Raw genomic sequence first — 24462 nt, forward strand, 5'->3', positions numbered from 1 at the left:
TATGCGTTCTTACTACGTAAAAGAGCAGACAGAAGTTTCGGAAAAAATAAAATTTAGATGTTGACAGAAAAAAACTCTATGCTTATACTTTGTAACAACGATGGAAATTGAATCTCATACTCTTATCAAGAGCGGCGGAGGGATAGGCCCTATGATGCCCGGCAACCAGTAGGTGATGAACTTACTAAGGTGCTAATTCCTACAGATTCTTACTTGGATCTGGCAGATAAGGGGAGGAAAACTTGCAACCGCAACCCTCTTCTTAGCTGAAGAGGGTTTTTGTTTTCTACAGAAAAATCCTCCTCATCTCCGGTACCATCGTAAAAAAATAACCAAATGGAGGTACACAATGACAAATTTTAAACCAGAAACACTGCTGTTACATGGCGGTCAAGAACCAGACCCAGTGACGGGTTCTAGAACAGTTCCTGTTTACCGTTCAACTGCTTTCGTTTTTAAAGACACTGCTCATGCGCAACGTCTTTTTGCCTTAGAGGAAGCGGGAAACATTTACACGCGAATTACGAATCCGACAGTGGATGTTTTTGAAAAGCGTGTGGCTTTATTAGAAGGTGGGACGGCAGCAGTAGCACTTTCATCTGGTGCAGCAGCTATTGCATTTTCTATTTTAAATCTAGCTGGAGCAGGAGATGAAATTGTAGCAGCCAGTTCTTTATATGGTGGTACGTATAATTTATTCGCTAATACATTACCAAACTATGGTATTAAAACGATTTTTGTAGATGAAACAAACCCAGAGAATTTTAAGGCTGCCATTACTGATAAAACAAAAGCTGTCTTCGCAGAAGTTTACGGTAATCCAAGCTTAAAGGTTTTAGATATTGAAGCTGTAGCTAAGATTGCACATGACAACAGCTTACCATTAATTATCGATAGTACATTTGCTTCTCCTTATGGTTCTACACCAATTGACTACGGTGCAGATGTGGTAGTTCACTCAGCAACTAAATGGATAGGTGGCCATGGGACAACTCTAGGCGGTGTTGTTGTAGACGCTGGTAAGTTTGATTGGACTAGTGGGCGATTCCCAGGCTTTACAGAGCCGGATGCTTCTTACCATGGTTTACGCTATGGAATAGATACAGCTTCTGCAGCATTTGCTACAAAGCTGCGTGTACAGCTGTTACGTGATTTTGGACCAACGTTAAGTGCAGATGCAGCTTTCAATCTATTACAAGGTTTAGAGACGCTTCATTTGCGTATCCCTAAACACAATGAAAATGCTTTAGCTGTGGCTGAATATTTACGTAACCACCCATCTGTGGAGTATGTAAATTATAATGGCCTGGAAGATTTTCCAACACATGAGTTGGCGAAAAAGTATTTAAAAAATGGCTTCGGCTCAGTGCTTACATTTGGCATTAAAGGTGGACGTGAAGCAGGACGAAAGCTTATTGATCATGTAAAGCTGTTTTCACATGTGGCAAATGTAGGGGATGCTAAGTCGCTAATTATCCATCCAGCATCTACTACACACCAACAATTATCAGCAGATGAACTAATTCAAGCTGGCGTAACCGAATCGCTCATTCGCTTATCAATCGGTTTAGAGGCAGTGGAGGACATCATTGCAGATTTAGAGCAGGCTATTACTCAGGCAACAGCAACAACTGAACAAACAGTAGAAGCGTAATATAGAATGACAGGCGAGTGTTGTAGCGTTTACGTATTTTCTCATTCGAATAGCCTCATTTGGTATACGTCAAACGTTGCTACATTAACCAATTACCTCATCCGGTAATTATCAGAACCTTTTAAAAAATAATACCAAGTAATTTTATATGTATTATTGACTTTGTTAAAACCTTGTTATATACTTGGAATTAAGTTAAGTGTTCGGAAAAACCTCGTTGAAAAGGTAAATGTTTTCATAAGTGCTCCCCCCACTTTTGAATAGATAGGAGAGTAGTTACATAGCCAGTGGCTACTCTTCAAAAAAACTGATGATAAAGGAGTGTTTAAAATGGGTAATCTCTATAGTGCGCAAAACATTGCATCTTATCTAATTTATGAACTAAATGAAGGGCATGTATTTGTTAACAATCAATCCATTCAACACATCCTTACATTAGTGGAACATAAATGGCAGCAAATTTTTGGTCATTCAGCATATCAGGAACAGGTTTGCGCAGATGATATTGGCTATACGATTAAGGAAATTTATGAGACATATGAGAAGTATGGTGTGAGCCACATCCAGCTTCCAGCAACAGAATTTTATTTGAAATACGGTACATTTCAATTAGTAGAACGTACGTATGCAATACCAAATTTTACAGAAGAAGAAATTAGTATTGTTCAACAAGCTTTAACACAATATCGTTTTCAATTGCTTTCAAAAGCGAGCTAAATAATCCCTCATATATTTAGGCTCATTCTCTGCTGCTACAGGGAATGAGCCTTTTTTATAGTAGTTTAATTATTTAGCTGGTTTATGGGTGTCTGAACATACATATATAATAGAAGAAAGACATCATTATTTGAGAGTAAAGAGTCAATATTTGTTCGAATTTTATGGATAAACTAAAAAAACGTATAGTAAAAGGAATGAAACCGATTTCTTTTGCACGTCTAGGGAAAACAAATGTCCTTCCTAGAAAGATTTTTCTTGTGTAAAGTATATATATGCGTTACAATTTTCTTTAAGTTAAATTTCGAATTATTTGAATTTGTATATGATCTAACATGTACTGAATATCAAAATTTATCCAAAATTAAGGGTTGGCTAAGGCCTGCGGTTGGTGTCAAATGATTTGGCACAACCCCACGGAGAGTTTGGCTTGATGAAACTGCGGAATGTAAGTTGGAGGGAATAATAAGAATGGCAACTATAAAGGCAGCGATTTTAGGATTTGGAACGGTAGGTCAAGGGATCTATCATATATTAAATGAAAAGCGGGAAGATCTTAAAAATAAATTAGGCATTGAGTTGGAAGTAGCGAAAATTTTAGTAACAGATGCTAGCCGCGAACGTGTACCAGGCACAGCACATTTGATGACTACAAGCATGGATGATGTATTGGCTGAACCAGACATGCAAGTAATATTTGAAGCCATTGTGAATGAAGAGCCTGCATATAGCTATTTAAAGAGAGCGGTAGAGAATAAATGTCATGTTATTACTGCCAACAAAGTCATGTTTGCAAAGCGTGGGTTAGAGTTACAAGAACTTGCAAAAGCAAATGGTGTCTTTGTAGGCTTTGAGGCGACTACTGCTGGAGGAGTACCTGTTATTAAAACGATGAAAAATATATTACTTGTTAATGATGTTAGTCGTATACAAGGTGTTTTAAATGGTACTTGTAATTATATTTTAACTAAAATGCGAGCAGAGGGCTGGTCATTTGATACAGCTTTAAAAGAAGCGCAAAGTTTAGGCTACGCTGAGGCAGATCCGTATAATGATGTTTCTGGTCAGGATGCCTTTAAAAAGTTAATGATTTTAAGCGCCCTAGCATTTGGAGAGCAACCTGATTGGGCGGATGTAGAAGTTATCGGCATAGATAGTATTTCAGCTTCGCAGGTCCATGAGGCATGTGAAAAGGGTTTACGTTACCGTCATGTAGCTGAGGTGGAAAAACTAGCTAATGGGAAAATTGTAGCAAAGGTTGGACCACAACTGGTTGATAAAGAACATCCACTTTATCCAGTCGATGATGTGTTCAATGCAGTTGCATTAGAAACAAATTATATTGGTACTTTAACCTTAGTAGGTCCTGGTGCTGGAATGTACCCAACAGCAAGTGTGATGGTAGAAGATTATGCTGAAATCATCGGGAAAAGGGCAGGATTTGTTGTAACGATTTAATCATTATTATTTTATAAAGGTAACCCGCCATTCAACAATGATCTATTGATTGAATGGTGGGCTTTTTAATCCTCGTCTTTTACGTCAATATCCTCTGGTATCGGGGTAGATCTCCATATTTCAATTTCCTCTTTAATACGTTCCAATTGATTAAAATACGTACTAAATTGTCCACTATTTATGAGTATCATATTTCCATCGAAAACGGAACGGATGCGTCCCTCATAGACTAGGCGTATTATTTGTTCTTCAGGCATACCTAGTTCAATTGCTGTCTCTTCAATTGTTTTGTACATACAACTCGCTCCTTTAACTGTATTCATTATAACGTCCATTTAACCGAATGCATACTGGAGTGGATGAAAGAAAAAGTAAAAATGATAATTGTTTGATTTTGGATAAATATGTATGATTAGTATTGGAAGGAAGAAGGCGGAGGGGGTCTACATGTTAAATCTGTTATTTGTATGGTTAGCAGCTATTTTATGGGGGATGACAGGAACTGCCCAAACGTTTTTAGATAATAATGTATCTCCGATTGCAGTCGCCATTATTCGTTCTGCCATTGGTGGTGGAATCCTCTTAGCTATTACAATTTTTTGGCGAAAAATTAATTTTCTACATTGGTCGTGGAAATGGATGATTTTAGCTGCGGCTAGTATTGCTCTTTTTCAAGGTCTTTTCTTTTCATCAATACGTCTAACAGGTGTAGCAATTGGAACTGTTGCGACCATTGGAAGTGCACCGGTATTTTCAGGCATTATTGAATGGATTATATGGAGAAACCGACCATCTATTATTTGGGGGCTAGCTACATTGATAGCGATCATGGGCTGTCTTTTATTGTTTATCAATAATGGGGAAGAAGCTGTACAAATGGGTGGCTTTGGTTTAGCGCTCTGTGCAGGGTTATCTTTTGCCTTTTATACAAATATTAGTAAGAAATTAATGGTGCAGGAAGATGCTTTACCAGCAGTTGCTATGACGTTTTCGCTCTGTACTTTATTTTTACTACCGTTTTCACTGTCTAATGGTTTTGCTTGGTTAGAAAATATGCAAAATTTATGGACGATACTATTTATGGGAATTATGTGTACTAGCGTAGCTTATTTACTGTTCTTAAACGGTTTGCAAAAAATAAATTCATCAACAGCTGTAACTCTATCCTTAGCTGAGCCATTGACAGCCGCAATACTTGGCGTTTTTCTAGTCGGAGAACAGTTAAGTGGCGTGTCCTGGCTAGGTGTAGCAATGCTATTAGGCAGCATTGTTGTGTTGACGATAGGTGGGAGGCAAGAAAGGCTTCATAATAAGCTAAAACCTTAAGAAATTCTTCATTTTTTTACTAGCTGGATTTTAAGATTTGAAAGGTACACTTATATTTGAGAGCGAGGTGTCTATCATGACGAAACTAACAGTTCTTGTTACAGACGACGATCAAGATATTCGTGATGGTATTGAAATTTATTTAAAAAATGAAGGCTATAATGTTATAAAAGCAGCAGATGGCTTAGATGCAATAGACAAGCTAGAAAATAATGAAGTACATTTAATTATTTTAGATATAATGATGCCAAATATGGATGGGATTACTGCGACATTTAAAATTAGAGCAGAGCGCAATATCCCTATTATTATGCTTAGTGCAAAGGCAGAAGATGGAGATAAAATTCATGGATTATCGGTAGGCGCGGATGATTATGTAACAAAGCCATTCCATCCATTAGAGCTATTAGCACGAGTGAAATCACAGCTTAGACGCTATGTACAACTAGGAACGTATAGTGAAGGTGCAACAAAAGTAGAAATTGACGGGCTTACTCTTGATGAAGATGCTAAAGAAATCATTTTAGAAGGAGAACCAGTTCGACTAACTCCAATAGAATATAAAATTACGGAATTATTAATGAAAAATGCAGGGCGTGTTTTTTCGATTCGTGAAATTTATGAACGAGTTTGGAATGAGGAAGCCTACAATGCTGAAAATATTGTAGCTGTGCACATTCGAAAAATTCGTGAAAAAATTGAAGCGGACCCAAAAAACCCACGCTATCTAAAGGTGGTATGGGGCGTTGGCTATAAAATGGAAAAATAAAATAGAGAAGTATATGACTATTGCAGGATTCATTGCAGGTGTTGTTGGACTTATTTATTTTGGCGTTTATGCTTATCAAATCGTCGATTCTCGCTCCTCAGAGGTTTTACAGTTACTAGAAAGAATTTTTTAGAGGAGTGTTAGTGGTATGATAAAAAAATGGAAATCCCTACTGGTGTTAATGAGTCTCATTTGGACTATTTTCGGCATCTTTACTTTTTGGCATGTAGGCTATCAGTATATTGGTAAGTCCTATTTCGAATCAGAAAATTTCCAACATGAAATCGATAATTTTACTTCAGAACTCGGGCCGTTAGTAATAAATTTACCGAAGGCTGAAGACTTAAAAGGGAAAATAGAGATTACGCAGTCTCAAATAGAAGATCATCGAAATTATTATGGTACATTAGGACAGCAAATCGATAATATTAAACAACAATACGAACAGCGAATTCAGGAAGCAATGGATGCCAATGCGGGAGAATTACAAATAAAGTTAGAGACTGAACGAGATAATAAAATTAAAGACATTACGGCAAATTTCGAAAACGATGAACATGTAAGAAAGAAGATTCTTGCTGGGGAAGAAGCACTCATCGATAAATATATAAAAGCAGCACAGAGTGAAGCTAAAAGCTTTAAAAAGTCTTATGATTACTGGTCTTATGAGTTGACGAATACGGAAACAGGAGAAACATACCGTGCAGGTGATGTTTCAGAAAGTAGTGCCTATAAAATAAAGTATTCTGAGCGAAATCCATTGTATGTGGGGAATATTAGTAATAATGTAAGGGATATTTTTTACCGTACAGAAACTTATGTGGATGTCGATAATCTTTATGAAACAACTGAATATATAGGTGTCTTAACCATCTCTAAAAAAGCAGTTCAATCATTAGGTGTTATGCAGGATTATAATCGTTTTCACCGTAATCAATATACCTACTTCTTTATATGGCTCACTAGCATAATAACGGCAATTTTTGCTTGGAGAGGTCGTAAGGATGTACTGCAAACTGTTAAAGGAATGAAGGAAAAAGACGTTTTAAATAAGGTGAAATTCGATTTTCAAGTTGTTTTAGTGTTGATCACAGGGTTTATGTATCTTATTTCATCTCAAATTGTTTTTGAGTCGATTGAATACACTTACGATTACAATTTCCAATATAATTATGTACGCTCTATACTAGATTTCGCCTTTAAATTAGGTGTGTTAATTATCATAGGAATTGCTTTCTTTATTCAATTAATTTGGCTTTATACAAGAATAGATACGTTGAAAAAGTTAGAGCAAAATGTGAAATCCAGTTATTTATGGTCACTCGGGGATTCAATTACGGATTTATTTATTAATCGCTCTATAGCGATGCACGCACTGTTCATGTTAGGGGCAGCCTTCTTTGGAGGAGGTAGCCTTGTCGCTTCTATGTTAAGAGGAGGAGCTTTCCCAGTTCTTGTTCTAGGTGTGTGTATGTTTGTAGGGTTTCCAACCTTGATTGTTTTCTTATCAAGAATGGGTTACTTAAACCGTATTATGAAGGATACAAAAGATATGGCCAATGGGCGACTGAATCGTGACGTGAAAGTGAAAGGGAAGTCCCCACTCGCTAGTCATGCTGAAAATCTTAATCATTTACGAGAAGGCGTTCGAACATCTATGCATGAGCAGGCTAAAAGTGAACGTTTAAAAACAGAGCTTATTACCAATGTGAGTCATGATTTACGAACTCCGTTAACTTCGATTATTACGTATACGGATCTTTTGAAAAAATCTAATCTTACAGAGGAAGAACGTCAACAATACATTCATATTCTCGATAAAAAATCAGAACGTTTAAAAGTATTGATTGAAGATCTCTTTGAAGTATCGAAAATGGCAAGTGGTAATATTGAGCTTCAACGAAGTCGTGTAGATTTGACACAACTTATTCAGCAGGCGGTAGGGGAGCATAAGGAAGATTTATTACAGTCGCGTTTAGATTTACGAATGACGATGCCTCATGAGCCTATTTATGCCTATGTAGATGGTCAAAAATGGTGGAGACTCATAGATAATTTAATTGTTAATGTATTGAAATATGCGTTAGAGGGTACCCGCGTCTATGTGACGTTAAAACGAACAGCAGATGGTGATGCTGAATTAACGGTAAAAAATGTTGCGAAGTATGAAATTAATGAAGACGCTGATGAACTATTTGAACGTTTCAAACGTGCAGATGCTTCACGTCATACAGAGGGATCTGGACTTGGATTAGCCATTGCGCAATCTATTGTAGATTTGCATGGAGCTCGCATGACAATTGATGTGGATGGCGATTTATTTAAAGTGACAGTTCGAATTTCAGCAGTATGAGGAAAAGGTGGTGGCAGAGGATTGCCACCATCTTTTTTTCATTATAAGCCTAAGTTCTTCGCGATAATTACTTTCATGACTTCATTCGTGCCTGCATAGATGGACATAACAGGAATGTCTCTGTACCTTCGTGCAATCTTATATTCCTCCATATAGCCATAGCCACCATGAAGCTGCATGCATTGCGTGGCTATCTCACGGGCATTTTCAGTTATCCAGTATTTTGCCATGGATACTTTCGTTACCACATCTTTTCCTGCGAGATGCTCTTCAATCAATGATTCCAGAAATGATTTACCGATCTCCATTTTAGTAGCCATTTCAGCTATTTTAAATTGTGTATTTTGAAAGTCTCCAATGGACTTGCCAAATGCTTGGCGTGATTTTACATAGTTTAGTGTTAAGGCAAGCATATCCTCAGTTGCTGTTTGTGCTGCAATTGCCACAGCTAACCGCTCTTGTTGAAGTTTTTCCATCATATAAACAAAGCCCTTACCTTCTTCACCAAGTAGGTTTTGTACTGGCACTCGGCAATCTTCAAAAAATAGCTCAGCTGTATCTTGAGCATGCATACCGACCTTTTCCAGCTTCCTCCCTTTTGTAAAGCCTGGTGTACCTTCTTCAATAACAAGTAGACTAATACCTTGGTGTTTTTTTTCAGCGGATGGATTTGTTTTCACGGCGACAACCGCTAAGTTGGTATGAATTCCGTTTGTAATAAAGGTCTTTTGGCCATTTACAATATAATGGTCTCCATCACGAATAGCTGTTGTTTGAATATTTGCTAAGTCTGAACCTGTACCTGGCTCAGTCATGGCGATCGCTGTAATATAGTCGCCTGAAATACATTTTGTCAGCCACCGTAATTTTTGTTCATGTGTACCGAAGGATTCAATATAAGGTACGACAATATCATTATGCAGGCCGATCCCAATAAGACTTGAGCCTATACGCTCAAGCTCTTCTTGAATAATAACACCAAAACTAAAATCAAGACCTAGTCCACCATATTGCTCTTCTACTTGAGGGCAAAGATAGCCCATATCACCAAGTCTTCGCCAAAATGTAAGCGGGATAAGATGATCTTTTTCCCATTGCGCATAATGTGGCTCGGCTTCTTCTGCTAAAAACTTACGAAAGGTTTTACGAAATAACTCATGCTCTGTTGTTTCAAATTTATAACGTGTCATTTGAACTAGCACCCCTTTTTGCTCGTAAATACGTAAATCTTCTCTATCATCTATTATGTTACTGGAATATTTGTGAAAATAATAGTAGCTTTTTATACTAAAATGACGAAATTGTAATTTATGTCCAGTGAAATGTCATGTAAAACAAAAGAATGATACGAAATAATGAGCTATGCTTACAATGTAGGGTTAAAGCATTTAGTTCCTATTTTCTTTAGAAGATTATTCAAGTACTTCATCCCATATGACTGTTACATATAAATGATATAATCAACTAAATATATAGGAAAGTAGAGGACGAAGATATGCCAAAAGTAATTGGAGGTATACTTTTAATTAGTATTTATAGTGCGTTGACTTTCTATTTGGGGTGGGGAGTAAAGCAGTGGCTAGGGGCTATGGGATGGTTCCGTTACCCAATCTTATTTTGGTTAGTACTGTATCTTGTCGCTTTCAGTATTATTATTGGAAGATTGCATGAGTCCTTACGATTCTTTTCAGTTATTGGTAATTACTGGATGTTTATTTTTGAATACGGTTTATTGCTATGTTTAGCAGCACAATTGATTATTTGGCTAACACCCTTTAAAAATGTACAAATAATTGGTAGTATAGCAATTGCTGTATTATTTATGCTAAGTATTATCGGCTCTTATTTAGCCTATTCTCCAGTCGTTCGTCATTTAGAAATAACTGTTGATAAGAAGGATAGTGAACTGAAGTCATTGAGAGCTGTTGTGGCATCTGATTTTCATTTAGGTGTTTTATCGCATAAAAGGCATTTACAACGTTTTGTTGACTTATCGAATGAAGCACAGCCGGATATTGTGTTGCTAGCTGGAGATATTGTCGATGATGATCCAAAATGGTTTGTTCAAGGGGAAATGGCAGATGTCATGAAACAGTTAACATCTACATATGGAACTTATGGTATATTGGGGAATCACGAATATTATGGTAAAAAGATTCCTGAATTTATAAAAGAAATGAAAAATGCCAATGTAAATATACTACTTGATGAAACAATTCGTATAGATGATGCGTTTATATTAACAGGGCAAGAGGACAGGACGAATAAAGATAGAAAGTCACTAGCAGAGTTAAAGTCTTCCGAAAGCTTACCATGGCTCGTAATGAATCATACGCCTGACGATTTGTTAACTCCTTCGAAACTGGGGGTGGACTTACACATGTCAGGTCATACGCATAAAGGTCAACTGTGGCCAAATCAGTATATTACCGCTCGAGTGTTTGAACTGGATTATGGTTATAAGTTGAAAGATCAAATGCATACACTTGTTTCATCAGGCTATGGCTTCTGGGGTCCGCCAATGAGAATCGGTAGTAGGTCAGAACTTTGGATAGTGGATATGAAATTTCGTTAATGGCTACAGCTGTGGGTGACTTATAGGTGAAATAGCAGTAGTATATGAAAATGGAGTAATTTATAATAAGTGAGTATTTGATTAATAAAGGTAAGGTGACAAGGTGGAAATTATAGAGTTATTAAAAGCACTGATTTTAGGCTTTGTTGAAGGTATGACAGAATTTGCCCCAGTATCTTCAACTGGCCATATGATTATTGTTGACGATATGTGGTTAAAAACAGAGGAGTTTTTAGGTAAATATCCTGCCAATACATTTAAAATTGTCGTTCAATTGGGCTCCATTTTAGCTGTTATCGTGGTGATGTGGAAGCGTATGTTAAGCCTAGTTGGCTTATACAAAATTGATGGTCAGTCTCAGTCCATTAATAGACGTTTTAACTTATTGCATGTTATTGTCGGTATGCTACCAGCAGTTGTCTTAGGGTTTGCATTTAAGGATTTTATTGACGATCATCTATTTAAAGTAGAGCACGTTGTTTATGCACTAGTAGCAGGGGCTATCCTAATGATTGCAGCCGATAAATTGGCACCAAGAAAACCAAAAGTAGATTCTTTAGATAAGATTTCATATGGTTTAGCCTTTAAGGTTGGGCTAGTTCAATGTTTATCTTTATGGCCAGGATTTTCACGATCAGGTGCGACTATTTCTGGTGGGGTATTATTCGGTATGAGTCACCGTGTGGCAGCCGATTTTACATTCATTATGGCGGTACCTATCATGGCAGGAGCTAGTTTAGTATCTGTTTTGAAAAACTGGGACACATTATCAATGGATTATTTCGGATTCTACGCTGTCGGATTTATTAGTTCATTTATCTTTGCGTTACTATCAATCAAGTTTTTCTTAGCACTTATTTCAAAAGTGAAATTAATGCCTTTCGCAATTTATCGTTTAGTTTTAGCAGCAGTTCTTTGCGTAATTATTTTCATGTAAACAAAAAGTCACTCTTCTTTCACAAGAAGCGGTGGCTTTTTTGCCTTAAATTTATTGCTTTTTCAATCCATCTTTCAAATAAAATGAATAAAATTAGGTATATAGTATTTGTTTTAGAGTAAATGTGTTATTGTATTTAATAAATACAGACAACATTTACCCATATATTGTTCATTTGGTAGGTTTGAGATTATAATTGATACATAAAGTATCTACTTATTTGTTGTTTTTTAATAGCATGTAGGATAATAGACTTAGCTCGGTATATGATTATAATATGAGGTGGATAAAATGTTTCAAATTGTAAGTAGATCTAAGAAAAATACAATTGAAATAAGTAATGAAGCTAATATAGGCATTTTTATTAAAAATCCTGATCGTTTATTGCAATTGAATCTTGTGGAATTAAGCGTATATGATCTTCAATTAATTAATAGTTTAAAGCCATATGTGGAAAGAAACGTTGTGGAGGTTGTTGCGGCATTTTATCATGCAATTGAAAGTGTGCCAGCATTACGTGAGGTTATTCAAAGGCATAGTTCCAGTGAGCGCCTACGTCAAACATTACGCCATCATATTATTGAAATGTTTGAGGGGAGAATAGATGAAGCTTTCCTTGAAAAGCGTAGACGTGTGGCAAAAATGCATGTGAAAATTAACTTATATCCGAAGTGGTATTTAGCAGCCTTTCAAATTCTTGAAAAATCTTTACGTAAGATAATTTTTGAACTTCGTTTGTCTAAGGGGGAGGAAGAAAAATTTTGCGATGCCATCAGTAAAATATGTAATTTTGAACAGCAAATTGTTTTAGAGGAATACGATAACTATGCAAATACATTGATTGAGGAACAGCGCAATAACGTTCGAGAGCATGTCAAGGATGTAATTGGTGGGATTTCTACTCACATAGAGGCTCAATCACAAAATACATCGGATACAGTGACAGAGCTTGTTAATAGTGCCCAAAAGGTGAACGATTCATTGAAGGATAGCATTCATGAGGCAGAATCGATGCAAAAGGTTTCAAGTGAAGGCTATGCCAAAATTGTTTCTATTAATGAACAAACAGGGAAAATTCATCATAAGACATTTGAAATGGCAAATATGGTGGAGCAGTTGGATGAATCCTCTTCAAAAATCAATGCAGTGGTTGAAATGGTTAAAAGTATTTCGGGTCAAACAAACTTATTGGCATTAAACTCGGCAATTGAGGCGGCGCGTGCTGGGGAGCATGGCAAAGGTTTTGCGGTTGTTGCCAATGAAGTACGTAAGCTTGCGGATCAGACGAAAAGTTCAGTTGAGCAGATTGCTGATTTAATTCAGATGTCTAATGGAATTACCACACAAGTAGTTCAAGCTATACAGGATATACAAGAGCTCGTAAATAATAGTATCAAACAGAATGCCGAGTCCTTAAAGGCATTTGATGCAATATCTACCTCCGTAGAGGATTCCATTTCAAATTTCCAAAACGTAGGGAAGCAAATATCAGATTTAGCAAATATTATTGAGACGATAGGTGAATCCTCTGATGAATTAGAGAGAGTTGCCAATCGTTTGAATACGACCATCAGAGAATTTTAAATGAGATGTAACTATGCATACAGCTTATGCATAGTTTTTTTATGCTTACAAAGTGGATAAAATGATTGATTTCACGGATAAACAAAGTCTTTAGGCTGATGAAAAGGGAAATTAGCGATTATTATAGAAGGTTGCAAACTAGAAACCTCTAGAAAATGCTTCCCTTAAGTGTTACGCTATAGGCGAATTAGGGAAATGAGTAGAGAGGTGTTTGGAACATGAAAAAGAAATTATTTATTACACGTAAGTTTCCTGCACATATTGTTGAGCCATTAAAAGAGTTTTATGAAGTTTCTCAGTGGGAAGAGGAGGAGATTGTCATCCCTCGCGATAAACTACTTGCATCTGTCGCTGATTGTGAAGTGTTGTGGGTAACAATTGCAGATCAAGTGGATGAGGAATTACTTTCGCAAGCACCAAACCTAAAGCTAGTAACAAATTTAGCAGTTGGTTTTAACAATATTGATGTGAAGGCTTTACGAAAAAGAGGTATTATGGCGACAAATACGCCTGGTGTCTTAACGAATACAACGGCTGATTTAGTATTTGGCTTACTGCTTGCAACGGCTCGTAGAATTCCGGAAAGTGAGAGATATTTACGAGAGGGAAAATGGAAAAGCTGGTACCCGATGCAGCTGGTTGGTAAAGACGTATCAGGGGCGACGATTGGAATAATAGGGATGGGCCGAATTGGTCAGGCTGTTGCTAGACGAGCAAAAGGTTTTGATATGAAAATTTTATATAATAACCGAAGACGTCGACATGAGGCGGAAGAGATGTATGGCTTTCGCTATGTATCATTAGAGGACCTCTTACAACAATCTGATTTTGTTGTAATTATGACACCTTATAATAGTGATACTGAGGGTCTCATTGGTGCACATGAATTAGCGTTAATGAAAGAGGATGCTGTCTTAATAAATGCTTCTCGCGGTGGAATTATTGATGAGGCAGCTCTATACGATGTCCTGAAAAGTGGCAAGTTATGGGCAGCAGGGCTGGATGTCTTTGAACAAGAGCCTGTTGCTATGGATCATCCATTGTTGACACTCCCGAATGTAGTGGCACTGCCGCATATCGGTAGTGCGTCCTTAGAAACGAGAACAGCTATGCTCATGTTAAATGTGAAAGCATTGGCTGCTTATGGACAGGGCAAGGCTATTTCAAATCGAATTGATTAAAAAACGGAGCATATCACTGATAGATATGCTCCTTTTATTTTATCTATTGAATAAATCGAATATACCACCAATACCGCCTTCACCTTTTGACTGGCCGCCACCGCCTTGTGAAATTGGTGCCGCTGCAAAGACACGACTTGCTAAACGGCTGAATGGTAATGATTGCACCCAGACAGTTCCTGGTCCACGTAATGTAGCGAAGAAAATCCCTTCACCGCCAAACAATGCAGTTTTTACGCCTCCAACAAGTTCAATATCGTAATCTACATTTGAAGTCATCGCAACTAAACATCCTGTATCTACACGTAAAACTTCCCCAGGCTGTAATGTTTTTTCATGAATGGCTCCTCCTGCATGTACAAATGCCATACCATCGCCTTCAAGCTTTTGCATAATGAAGCCTTCACCACCGAAGAAGCCTACACCGATTTTTTTCTGGAATTCTACGCCCACAGAAACACCTTTAGCTGCAGCTAAGAACGCATCTTTTTGACAAATAATTTTCCCGTTTAATTGACTTAAATCCATCGGAATAATCTTACCTGGGTACGGGGAAGCGAAATAAACATGCTTCTTACCTGAGCCAACATTTGTGAATGTCGTCATGAATAAGCTTTCACCTGTTACTAAACGTTTACCAGCACCTAATAATTTGCCCATTAGACCACTTTGTGAGCCGCCTTTTGAACCATCGCCAAAAATAGTTTCCATATGGATGGAGTCATCCATCATCATTAAAGCGCCTGCTTCCGCCACAACTGTTTCTTGTGGATCAAGCTCAACTTGCACATATTGCATGTCGTCACCAAATAACTTGTAGTCAATTTCATGATTATTCATAAGGGATTCCTCCAAAAGTAAATTTATTGATATTCTATACGATTATAAAACACTTTGGTTTCAATAAGAAATTAAATAATTTAGAAAAAAAGGGAATTAAATAGAAAATGGCGAATATAAAAAACTAGAATGTGTATTATTTATTTTCATATAACTAAGGGTGTTATGAATATACATAACCTTAAGCGATTCCTCCTTTTGGAGTATTCTCTAATAGAGGGGAAGCAGTTAAGTGAAAATAAAGCCTCTGGCAATTGTCACTGATAATCATAGTATGACAGGGTATATCACATCTTGAAAATTCGGAATATTGAAGTATTTTATTCTATTAAGATTCATAGATTTTGTACCTGAGGAATACAACTGGTTACAATAGCTGAGGCATCATAGAGTATTTCAGGGGGTGTATGTAGTGGAGATTAAAAACTATATTGGTGGTAAATGGAGCACACATTCACATTTACAAAGTATAGCAGTGACGAACCCTGCAAATGGTGAGCAACTTGCTACCATACCACTATCTACTTCTAATGAGGTAGATGAGGCTGTAGTAGCAGCCAAACAAGCACAAAAGAGCTGGGCACTTGTGCCTGCGCCAAAGCGTGCAGAATTTTTATATGCCATCGGTCAAAAAATGAAAGAAAAAAAGGAATATTTGGCGACCGTTTTAACAAAAGAGATGGGTAAGGTAATTGAAGAAGCAAGAGGAGAAGTGCAAGAAGGAATTGATATGGCCTATTATATGGCAGGAGAGGGTCGTAGGTTGTTTGGTGAAACAACTCCGTCTGAATTGGCCAATAAGTTTGCAATGAGTGTAAGGGCACCAATTGGAGTCGTAGCGCTTATTACGCCGTGGAACTTCCCTGTTGCGATCGCCACGTGGAAATCTTTCCCTGCTATTGTGGCGGGTAATACATTCATTTGGAAACCATCAAATGAGACACCTATGATGGCTTGTGAAATGGGTAAAATTTTTGAAGAAGTTGGTTTACCTGATGGAGTAGCAAATATTGTGTTTGGTACAGGACCGACTGTAGGGACTGCGCTCATTGAACACCCTGATGTAAAGGTCATTTCCTTTACTGGGTCGACGACAACAGGCAGTAAAGTAGCGGAGCTTGGCGGTAAACATTTGAAAAAGATTTCCTTAGAGATGGGTGGAAAAAATGCTGTCATTGTTATGGATGACGCAGATCTTCAACTGGCTACAGAGGGTATACTTTGGAGTGCCTTTGGTACCGCTGGTCAAAGATGTACAGCATGTAGCCGAGTAATTGTGCATAAAGATGTTAAAGAGCAATTAGAAAATCGTCTCTTAGATGAAATGCAAAAACTCACAATCGGGAATGGTCTAGACGAAGGAGTTAAAATTGGGCCGGTGATTAATAAAGCTGCATTGGAAAAAATTAATCACTATGTACAAATAGGCAAGCAGGAAGGTGCCACGTTACTAGCTGGTGGTAGAATTTTAAATGAGCCACCATATGACAATGGGTTTTATTACGAGCCTACATTGTTTACGAACGTGAAGCCTGACATGATTATTGCCCAAGAAGAGATTTTTGGTCCTGTCGTTTCTCTAATTGAGGTAGCAAGCTTAGAGGAAGCAATTGAAGTAAATAATGGCGTGAAATTTGGCTTATCAAGCTCAATTTTCTCACAAAATGTTAATACTATTTTCCGCGCACAGCGTGATTTAGACACGGGTATTGTTTATATAAATGCCGGCACAACAGGTGCTGAAATCCATTTACCATTTGGCGGTACAAAAGGAACTGGCAATGGACATCGAGATTCAGGTGTTGCAGCCCTAGATGTATATACGGAGTGGAAGAGCATTTACGTAGACTACAGCGGTAAATTACAAAGAGCACAAATCGATACAGAGTAACAGATCAACGAAAGGGGATGTTCTTGATGAAAGTTGTTGTATTAGGTGCAGGTTTAATGGGTAAAGAGGTAGCTCGTGATTTAATAAAAAATGATAAAGTCGATCGTGTATTTTTAGGTGATATCGATGTAAAAGTGGCACAGGACTTTGTGGATACTTTAAATACAGATAGGGTTGAAGTTGTAGAGCTTCATGCAGAGCAAGATGATTCGTTAATGAAGGTCATCTCAAAAGGTGATGTTGTGATCAATGCATTATTTTATTCCTTCAACGAGCGCGTTGCGAGAGCAGCTATTGAAGCGGGTGTACATTCTGTAGATTTAGGTGGCCATATAGGTGGTGTTACCGAAAATATATTAGATCTGCATGAGGAAGCAAAAGCAAAAGGTGTCACAATTATCCCTGACTTAGGTGTTGCTCCAGGTATGATCAATATTCTAGCGGGCTATGGTGCCTCTAAATTAGATGATGTTGAGTCTATTAAACTATTTGTTGGTGGCATTCCAACTGAACCAAAGCCTCCGCTTCATTATACACGCGTATTTTCTTTAGATGGTGTTTTTGATCATTATACTGAGCCTTCAAAAACGATTCAAAAGGGCAAATTACAAGAAGTTCCTTCCCTTTCAGGTGTTGAACCTATTTATTTTGATGATTTCGGTGTGCTTGAGGCATTTTATACATCTGGAGGCATCTCTACATTGTATAAAACATTCCCAAATGTCCGCACATTAGAGTATAAAACAATTCGTTATAAGGGGCATGCAGAGAAGTTTAAGCTATTAGCAGATTTAGGCTTCCTTGATTCAGCGAATAAGGTAGAGGTTGATAATCAAGAGGTGCCTGTTCGTTCTGTAGTTCGTGAGGCGCTTAAAAAGAAACTGGAGCTGGGAACAAAACCAGATGCGGTTCTATTACGTGTCATTGTTGCTGGTGAAAAAGCGCAACAGCAATTGACATATGAATATGAAATGGTTGTGCGTAAGGATATGACTATCAATGAAACAGCGATGGCCCGTGCTACAGCTAATACTATTTCGGTTGTAGCTCAGATGATAGGTGCGGGTGTTATTAAAGAGCACGGTGTTTTCCCGCCTGAATCAGTGGTCCCTGGCGATACGTATATTGAAGAAATGGCCAAACGTGGTGTAGTAATAAAAGAGACGTCTCATAAGTCTGCTATGATTGTGAAATGGTAGGTGCTGACCATGAATTTTGACATGTCCACGGAGCATGAAATGCTACGAAAAACGGTAAGGCAATTTGTTGATGAAGAAATTATTCCCTATATTGCAAAGTGGGATGCTGAAGGGGGCTTTGATGCTAAAATTTGGTCGAGGCTTGCGGAGCTTGGGCTAATGGGCGTTTGTGTGCCAGAGCAGTATGGTGGGAGTGGAATGGATTATAACTCCCTTGCTATTGTGTGCGAGGAGCTGGAGCGTGGAGATACAGCATTCCGAACAGCGGTATCCGTTCACACGGGTCTGAATAGCATGACATTAATGCAATGGGGTACTGAAGATCAAAAGCAGCGCTATCTTATTCCACAGGCAAAAGGAGTACGAATTGGTGCATTTGGTCTTACTGAGCCGGGTGCTGGCTCTGATGTGGCAGCTATGTCTACTACAGCTGTCCGTGATGGGGATCATTATGTCATCAATGGACAGAAAACATGGATTTCCTTATGTGATATAGCTGATCACTTTATCGTTTTTGCCTATACAGATAAGTCCAAGAGACATCATGGTATTAGTGCATTCATTGTTGAACGTTCAATGGCAGGCTTTACATCAAAGGCTATCAAAGGGAAATACGGGATTCGTGCAGGTAATACAGGTGAGCTCTTCTTTGAAGATTTACGTGTGCCAGTAGAAAATCGTCTCGGTGTAGAGGGAGAAGGCTTTAAAATAGCCATGTCTGCCCTAGATAATGGACGTTTCACTGTAGCTGCGGGGGCTGTCGGCTTGATCCAAGCGTGTCTTGAGGCTAGTGTGAAATATTGTCATGAACGAGAAACCTTTGGTAAGCCTATAGGAGAGCATCAGCTTGTCGGACAAATGATCGCTAATATGGAGGCTGGTTACCAGATGAGCCGTCTATTGGTCTATCGTGTTGGTGAGTTGAAAAATAAAGGTGTTCGTAATACTAGAGAAACATCTTTAGCAAAATGGCAGGCGTGCGATTTTGCCAATAAGGCTGCGGATGATGCAGTACAAATTCATGGTGCATATGGCTATTCAGATGAATATCCAGTTGCGCGCTATCTGCGGAATTCCAAAGCACCTGTTATATATGAAGGTACGCGAGAAATTCATACCATTATGCAGGCAGATTATGTATTAGGCAGACGCCAAGATAAGCCATTAGCTAATAGGCTGCCAAAATGGCCGTTTGAAGAATAAACGAGGGGGATATTATTCCCTTTCGTTTTTTTGTGTAGGGGTAACCACACCTTAAAAAAATTTCAGAATAATGTAACTTTCCATCTTTTTCTTAGTCTAATGGATAAACAAGTATATGAAAGAGAGGTAAAATAATGAAAAGTAAATGGCTGGCATTCATGTTGATAGCTGTTATAGCAATCGTGCCTGGTATTTTAACATGGGCAATGAATACAGAGGTCACTGCCAAGGCTGCAAGTGTGGGTATGGCTACCCAAAGTTGGCAGGCATCATTCTCTGTAAGCTTAAAGAAAAGTAAAATTACTGAGGACAATGTGTATGTAATGACAGAAAAAGGGAAAAAAGTACCTGCAACGATTGCATTGTTAGAAGATCAAAAAACATTAGTTGTAAAGGAACTTGTACCAGGCAGTTATCAATTACATGTAAAAAAAGAAGCCTTTGCACAGGGAGGACTTAATGTAGCTTCGCAAGTTATTCCATTTACAATTATTGAAACGTTAACATCCGTTCAATCAGAAAAAGAATTAGAACAATATTTTAAGAATTTGTTAAAGGCTCCTAGAGGTGAAATTAGAGAAGAAGAGATGTCTCAAAGTGCAAAAAGTGAAGATAAAGCAACAGCGAATAACGAGTCTACAACTAATAATCAAGTGGAAGGTGTAGAAGAAGGCGATATTGTTGTTGTCAAAGACGGTTTTATTTTTACTGCAAAAGATCAAAGCATTACAGTTGTGAACGCTAAAGACCCGCAGCATTTAAAACAGGCTGCAAATATTAAGCTGAAAGAGTCGCAATATATTTCAAAGCTTGCGCTATATGATAATTTATTAATAGCAATTGGGGATCAATATATTGAAAAAGCAGGCACGGGAATGGTCACAGCTTCATTTTATGACATTTCCAATCCAAACAAGCCAAAACATATACGCGATGTGGGGCAAGAAGGATATCTAAAGGATATCCGTATTGCAAAAGACACACTCTATTTAATTGGTAATATGTATCCGAACTATTGGGTATTACAACAAGAGCAAAAAGCAGATTTAAAACCAAAAACATATGATAGCTTGACAGGAGAAAAGTTCGAAAGTCTACCTTTAGAAAAAATTTCGATTTTGCCTAATACAATGGATGGTACCTATAGTTTAATTACAGCTATCGATTTAAAAAATGGTGCCAAAACAACGGCTAATACAAAAGGGTACTTGGGCGGCAGTAGTGGACTTTATATGTCAGAGAATGCACTATATTTAACGACACCAATTTATGAAGGTAATAACGCCATACCATTAGAAAAACGCGCTATGGATATGATATGGATGCCGAGAGCGGCTGACACGCAAATTTTCAAATGGAATATAGATGGAACAACATTGAATTTCACTGGTAGTACTGAAGTAAAGGGGACTGTTTTAAATCAATATTCTATGGATGAATATAAGGGTAACTTACGAATCTTTACAACAGAAGGTAATACGTGGGATGAGAAAAGTACCTCCTATAACCACCTCTTTATTTTAGATGAACATTTAAAAGCTTTAGGTACAGTGAAAAATATGGCACCTGGGGAAAAGATTTATTCTGCTCGTTTTATGGGAGATAAGGCATATGTGGTGACATTTAAAGAAGTCGATCCACTGTTTGTCATTGATGTAGCAAATCCGAAAAAACCAGCGGTCCTAGGGGAGTTAAAAATTCCGGGCTTTAGTAATTACCTGCATCCATTAGATGAAACACATTTAATTGGTATCGGCTATGATACAGAACAACGCTATGATTCGTATACGAAGCGCAATTTTACGGTGACGACGAATATGAAGATGTCATTATTTGATGTATCAGACTTCAAAAATCCAAAAGAACAATCCACCGTGAAAATTGGCGGAAAGGGATCCTATTCTGAAGTTCAATACAATCCAAAAGCGCTATTCCGAAATAAGGAATACAACTACTTTGGCTTCCCAGTTGTCCAATATGAAGCGGGTAAAGGAGACAACATTGTTTATAAAGGTCAGGGTGCTCAAATTTATGAAATTACTGCAGATAAAGGCATTACTCTAAAAGGGAATATTATGAATGCTACGAACGGTGAGCCATATGAGAATTGGGAGCAGGTCGTACAAAGGGTTGTTTATATAGAGGACGCTCTTTATACAGTAGCGCGTAATGAAGTGAAGAGCTATCAGTTAAAAGACTTTAAACCTCTAGATACACTAATCATTAAATGACAAAAAAAGTCCGATGAATTCAATTAGAATTCATTGGACTTTTCTTTGTGGTGGATCTTACTTTTGACGGTAGGGCAAAATCTCAGAAACTGTTACAAATTCATAGCCCTGACCTTGTAAATAAGCAAGAACAGCATCGAGGCCATCTGCAGTAGATTGATGGATATCATGCATTAGTACTATTGCATTATTGTGTAGATTATTTTTTACATTTGGCAATAATTGCTGTGCATTGCGATGCTTCCAATCTAATGTATCAATTGTCCAAAGCACGACTGGAACAGGAATCTCAGCGTCAATCGTGTCATTAGTTGCTCCATAAGGTGGTCTGAAAACAGTGGCACCGTGATTAATAGCCTTCTCTATTTCAGAGGCTGTTGTATTATACTCTTTCATCACTTGTTCTTGCGTAAGTTTTGTTAAAACCGGGTGATTCCATGAGTGATTGCCGATTTCATGCCCACGTGCAAGTACATCTCTTGCAATATCAGGATAATATTGTACACGACTACCAAGCATAAAGAAGGTTGCTTTTGCATGATATTTATCGAGAATGTTTAATATCTGCTCCGTCACTTTTGGGTGTGGACCATCATCAAATGTCAGCGCAATTCGTTTTTTATTTGGATCACCAGTAGGTGGTGGTGTAATTGGTTTTACATTTTCCATAGCAATTTGAAAATCAGAGGCTAACAATGGGTTAATGAGCGAAAGTGGTAGTTTCACTATTGGGGCACCTGCTGACCCGCTAGCAATCTCATATTCATCGAAATAGAATTGCAACGAATCGTCTGCAATTGCAAAGCGAGTGAAGTTGGACCATTTTGGTTCAGTAGCTTTTAATAATTCATCCTTTAAAAGCTCATCCTTTATTTGGAGATTCTTCTGCAAATCTTTTCGCACATTTGCGGCTAACGTCGATAAATTATTCTCGTCATTTTGTAATAATGTTTGAATAGTTATTTGCTCGCCAGTTTCGTTATTAATAAAGAATGTTTTCGTTGTGACCTCATGGTTAGCTCCACCTACGTAAAGCATCTTTGTTAGCACAAATGAATAGTAGTGCTCTCGGTACGGAAATGTTTCAAGACTAATATTTAATTCACCCATAACTTCTTTATTTTTTTTCATAGAGGCTAGATAGTTTTCTTTTGAATCCGTTATGTATTGTAATACGGCATCATTAAAAACTTCGTTATCTGTTTGTGGGTAATGAATGGCAAAAGGTGTACGTTTATCATTAGAAACATCTGTTACAATTCGTATCCCTGGAAACGCAGAACTTTCCGTTGATATATTACTATTAACCGATTCTGTATCGGTTTCTTTTGAAGCACTAATTTTTTGAAACTTAAATTCATCCTTAGATAGGATAATAACGAGTATAATAGTTGTTAAAGCTACAATGAGGCCAAGTAATAAAAAATCTATTATTGGGCCGCGTTTTTTTCTGCGTTCCTGCATGGTGTTGGATACGCTCCCCTCAATTTTATTTTCTATACAATCAGACGTGCCAATCATGAAAAAAGTTATACAAATCTATAAACTTTTATTGTTAATTTATAGAAATTAATGCTAGCCATTTTTCCTTCTTGAAGTAGTATATCGAACGTGGTTATACTACTGTATTAGTGGATAAAAAATCCTTACTAAAAATAGAACAACCAAAGATCAATTATGTAAAATTAAATTGAAAAAACCCAATCTTTTGCTGAAATTTTCAGTTGTGTTTTTAATGGCAGTTCGATACTATTGGCAAGGAACATTTTGAAGGAGGCAGATAGCTGCAATGGTCTTACAAGAAGCGGATAATGAACTTACGATTGACTGTTTGTTGCTTGCAGGGCGTATTATGATTGAAAGTGGTGCAGAAACATACCGTGTGGAGGATACGATGCTGAGGATGGCACATTCTCAAAATATGCCGAATGCTCAATGTTATGCCACACCGACTGGAATCATTTTTTCGTTAGGCAAGACACAGCCAACGAGAATTTCATCAATTTCCAGCAGGGTTACAGATTTACAAAAAATAGCCTTGGTAAATTCAGTATCTCGGAGACTCACATCTCACATGATAACATTAGAAGAAGCTTATGACGAGCTAAAGTCGATACAAAAAACAAATTATTTTTTACCAACCTATTTACAAGTTATTGCGGCCGCTTTTGCAAGTGGTTGTTTCCTTATTATGTTTAAGGGTGGGTGGTCCGATTTTCCTATCGCTGTTTTAGCAGGGGGGTTAGGCTTCCTAATGCTTGTAATAACGAATCATTTAACAAAAGTTAAATTTTTCTCTGAATTTACAGCATCACTCGTTCTCGGCTTTGTTGCCTTCTTCGCAGTAAAGTATGGTTACGGGACAGAGCTAGATAAAATCATCATTAGTTCTGTTATGCCGCTCGTACCAGGAATTTTGATTACGAATGCAGTTCGTGATTTAATGGCAGGTCATTTTATGTCAGGGATGGCAAAAGGAGCAGAAGCCTTTTTAACTGCCTTTGCCATAGGGGCAGCTATTGCCGTCACCCTAGGATTTTAGGA

At 37.7% G+C, this 24462-nt stretch carries 20 protein-coding genes and 1 riboswitch; of the genes, 16 read left to right on the forward strand and 4 right to left on the reverse strand.

Going from position 1 to position 24462, the window contains the following annotated elements:
• The first annotated feature begins 119 nt into the window (after positions 1–119).
• Positions 120–233: riboswitch (SAM riboswitch) on the forward strand.
• Positions 234–349: 116 nt separating this feature from the next.
• The 3 genes from MKX57_RS01840 (at position 350) to MKX57_RS01850 (ending at position 3829) form a co-directional block, all read left to right on the forward strand.
• A complete protein-coding gene (locus MKX57_RS01840; RefSeq protein WP_089985945.1) occupies positions 350–1654 on the forward strand; it encodes an O-acetylhomoserine aminocarboxypropyltransferase/cysteine synthase family protein in 1305 nt (434 codons plus the stop codon).
• A gap of 330 nt (positions 1655–1984) precedes the next feature.
• Positions 1985–2371, forward strand: coding sequence for a hypothetical protein (locus MKX57_RS01845; RefSeq protein ID WP_342531713.1), 387 nt, complete (start codon positions 1985–1987; stop codon positions 2369–2371).
• 471 nt (positions 2372–2842) lie between these two features.
• A complete protein-coding gene (locus tag MKX57_RS01850) occupies positions 2843–3829 on the forward strand; it encodes a homoserine dehydrogenase (RefSeq protein WP_342550706.1) in 987 nt (328 codons plus the stop codon).
• A gap of 65 nt (positions 3830–3894) precedes the next feature.
• Here MKX57_RS01850 and MKX57_RS01855 read toward each other — a convergent pair whose 3' ends face one another.
• Entirely contained in the window at positions 3895–4125 is a 231-nt protein-coding gene (locus MKX57_RS01855) for an excisionase (protein WP_036122699.1), read from the reverse strand.
• Positions 4126–4276: 151 nt separating this feature from the next.
• Between MKX57_RS01855 and MKX57_RS01860 the strand changes: the two genes are divergently transcribed.
• The 4 genes from MKX57_RS01860 to MKX57_RS01875 all read left to right on the forward strand — a co-directional run bounded on the left by MKX57_RS01860 (position 4277) and on the right by MKX57_RS01875 (position 8277).
• Positions 4277–5155, forward strand: coding sequence for an EamA family transporter (locus MKX57_RS01860; protein WP_342531716.1), 879 nt, complete (start codon positions 4277–4279; stop codon positions 5153–5155).
• A gap of 76 nt (positions 5156–5231) precedes the next feature.
• Positions 5232–5924: a response regulator transcription factor gene (locus MKX57_RS01865; RefSeq protein ID WP_008176208.1), complete on the forward strand. Its 693-nt coding sequence runs from the start codon at positions 5232–5234 to the stop codon at positions 5922–5924.
• A complete protein-coding gene (locus MKX57_RS01870) occupies positions 5902–6057 on the forward strand; it encodes a hypothetical protein (protein ID WP_008176206.1) in 156 nt (51 codons plus the stop codon). Before MKX57_RS01865 ends, MKX57_RS01870 begins: the two co-directional genes overlap by 23 nt.
• Positions 6058–6072: 15 nt before the next feature.
• On the forward strand, positions 6073–8277 hold the full coding sequence (locus tag MKX57_RS01875) for an MFS domain-containing histidine kinase (protein WP_089985948.1): 2205 nt from the start codon (positions 6073–6075) through the stop codon (positions 8275–8277).
• Between the two features lie 41 nt (positions 8278–8318).
• Here MKX57_RS01875 and MKX57_RS01880 read toward each other — a convergent pair whose 3' ends face one another.
• Complete coding sequence (locus MKX57_RS01880; protein WP_342531721.1) at positions 8319–9467, reverse strand: acyl-CoA dehydrogenase family protein; 1149 nt, start codon at positions 9465–9467, stop codon at positions 8319–8321.
• A 305-nt stretch (positions 9468–9772) separates the two neighbouring features.
• Between MKX57_RS01880 and MKX57_RS01885 the strand changes: the two genes are divergently transcribed.
• From MKX57_RS01885 to MKX57_RS01900, 4 genes are all read left to right on the forward strand, one after another.
• Positions 9773–10852, forward strand: a complete 1080-nt coding sequence (locus tag MKX57_RS01885; protein WP_089985950.1) for a metallophosphoesterase — start codon at positions 9773–9775, stop codon at positions 10850–10852.
• Between the two features lie 103 nt (positions 10853–10955).
• Complete coding sequence (locus MKX57_RS01890) at positions 10956–11789, forward strand: undecaprenyl-diphosphate phosphatase (RefSeq protein ID WP_012292617.1); 834 nt, start codon at positions 10956–10958, stop codon at positions 11787–11789.
• A 291-nt stretch (positions 11790–12080) separates the two neighbouring features.
• On the forward strand, positions 12081–13373 hold the full coding sequence (locus MKX57_RS01895; RefSeq protein WP_008176197.1) for a globin-coupled sensor protein: 1293 nt from the start codon (positions 12081–12083) through the stop codon (positions 13371–13373).
• 218 nt (positions 13374–13591) lie between these two features.
• Positions 13592–14554: a D-glycerate dehydrogenase gene (locus MKX57_RS01900; protein WP_239354086.1), complete on the forward strand. Its 963-nt coding sequence runs from the start codon at positions 13592–13594 to the stop codon at positions 14552–14554.
• A gap of 39 nt (positions 14555–14593) precedes the next feature.
• Here the strand turns inward: MKX57_RS01900 and MKX57_RS01905 are convergent, their stop codons facing one another.
• Positions 14594–15394, reverse strand: coding sequence for a TIGR00266 family protein (locus tag MKX57_RS01905; RefSeq protein WP_008176191.1), 801 nt, complete (start codon positions 15392–15394; stop codon positions 14594–14596).
• 412 nt (positions 15395–15806) lie between these two features.
• Between MKX57_RS01905 and MKX57_RS01910 the strand changes: the two genes are divergently transcribed.
• From MKX57_RS01910 to MKX57_RS01925, 4 genes are all read left to right on the forward strand, one after another.
• Positions 15807–17285 (forward strand): aldehyde dehydrogenase family protein, encoded by a 1479-nt coding sequence (locus tag MKX57_RS01910; protein ID WP_043990092.1) that lies wholly within the window; start codon positions 15807–15809, stop codon positions 17283–17285.
• Positions 17286–17311: 26 nt separating this feature from the next.
• Positions 17312–18484: a saccharopine dehydrogenase C-terminal domain-containing protein gene (locus tag MKX57_RS01915; RefSeq protein ID WP_089985952.1), complete on the forward strand. Its 1173-nt coding sequence runs from the start codon at positions 17312–17314 to the stop codon at positions 18482–18484.
• A 9-nt stretch (positions 18485–18493) separates the two neighbouring features.
• Positions 18494–19687 carry an acyl-CoA dehydrogenase family protein gene (locus MKX57_RS01920; protein WP_089985953.1) on the forward strand — a complete coding sequence of 398 codons (1194 nt, stop codon included), beginning with the start codon at positions 18494–18496 and terminating at the stop codon, positions 19685–19687.
• A 134-nt stretch (positions 19688–19821) separates the two neighbouring features.
• Positions 19822–21918 (forward strand): beta-propeller domain-containing protein, encoded by a 2097-nt coding sequence (locus MKX57_RS01925; RefSeq protein WP_089985954.1) that lies wholly within the window; start codon positions 19822–19824, stop codon positions 21916–21918.
• 57 nt (positions 21919–21975) lie between these two features.
• Here the strand turns inward: MKX57_RS01925 and MKX57_RS01930 are convergent, their stop codons facing one another.
• Positions 21976–23382 (reverse strand): polysaccharide deacetylase family protein, encoded by a 1407-nt coding sequence (locus tag MKX57_RS01930; RefSeq protein ID WP_342550707.1) that lies wholly within the window; start codon positions 23380–23382, stop codon positions 21976–21978.
• A 325-nt stretch (positions 23383–23707) separates the two neighbouring features.
• On the opposite strand from MKX57_RS01930, the gene MKX57_RS01935 reads away from it, so the two are divergent.
• Positions 23708–24460, forward strand: coding sequence for a threonine/serine exporter family protein (locus MKX57_RS01935; protein WP_025115515.1), 753 nt, complete (start codon positions 23708–23710; stop codon positions 24458–24460).
• Positions 24461–24462: the final 2 nt, after the last annotated feature.

The sequence above is a fragment of the Lysinibacillus sp. FSL M8-0216 genome, assembly GCF_038595555.1.
Taxonomy (GTDB): Bacteria; Bacillota; Bacilli; order Bacillales_A; family Planococcaceae; genus Lysinibacillus; species Lysinibacillus fusiformis.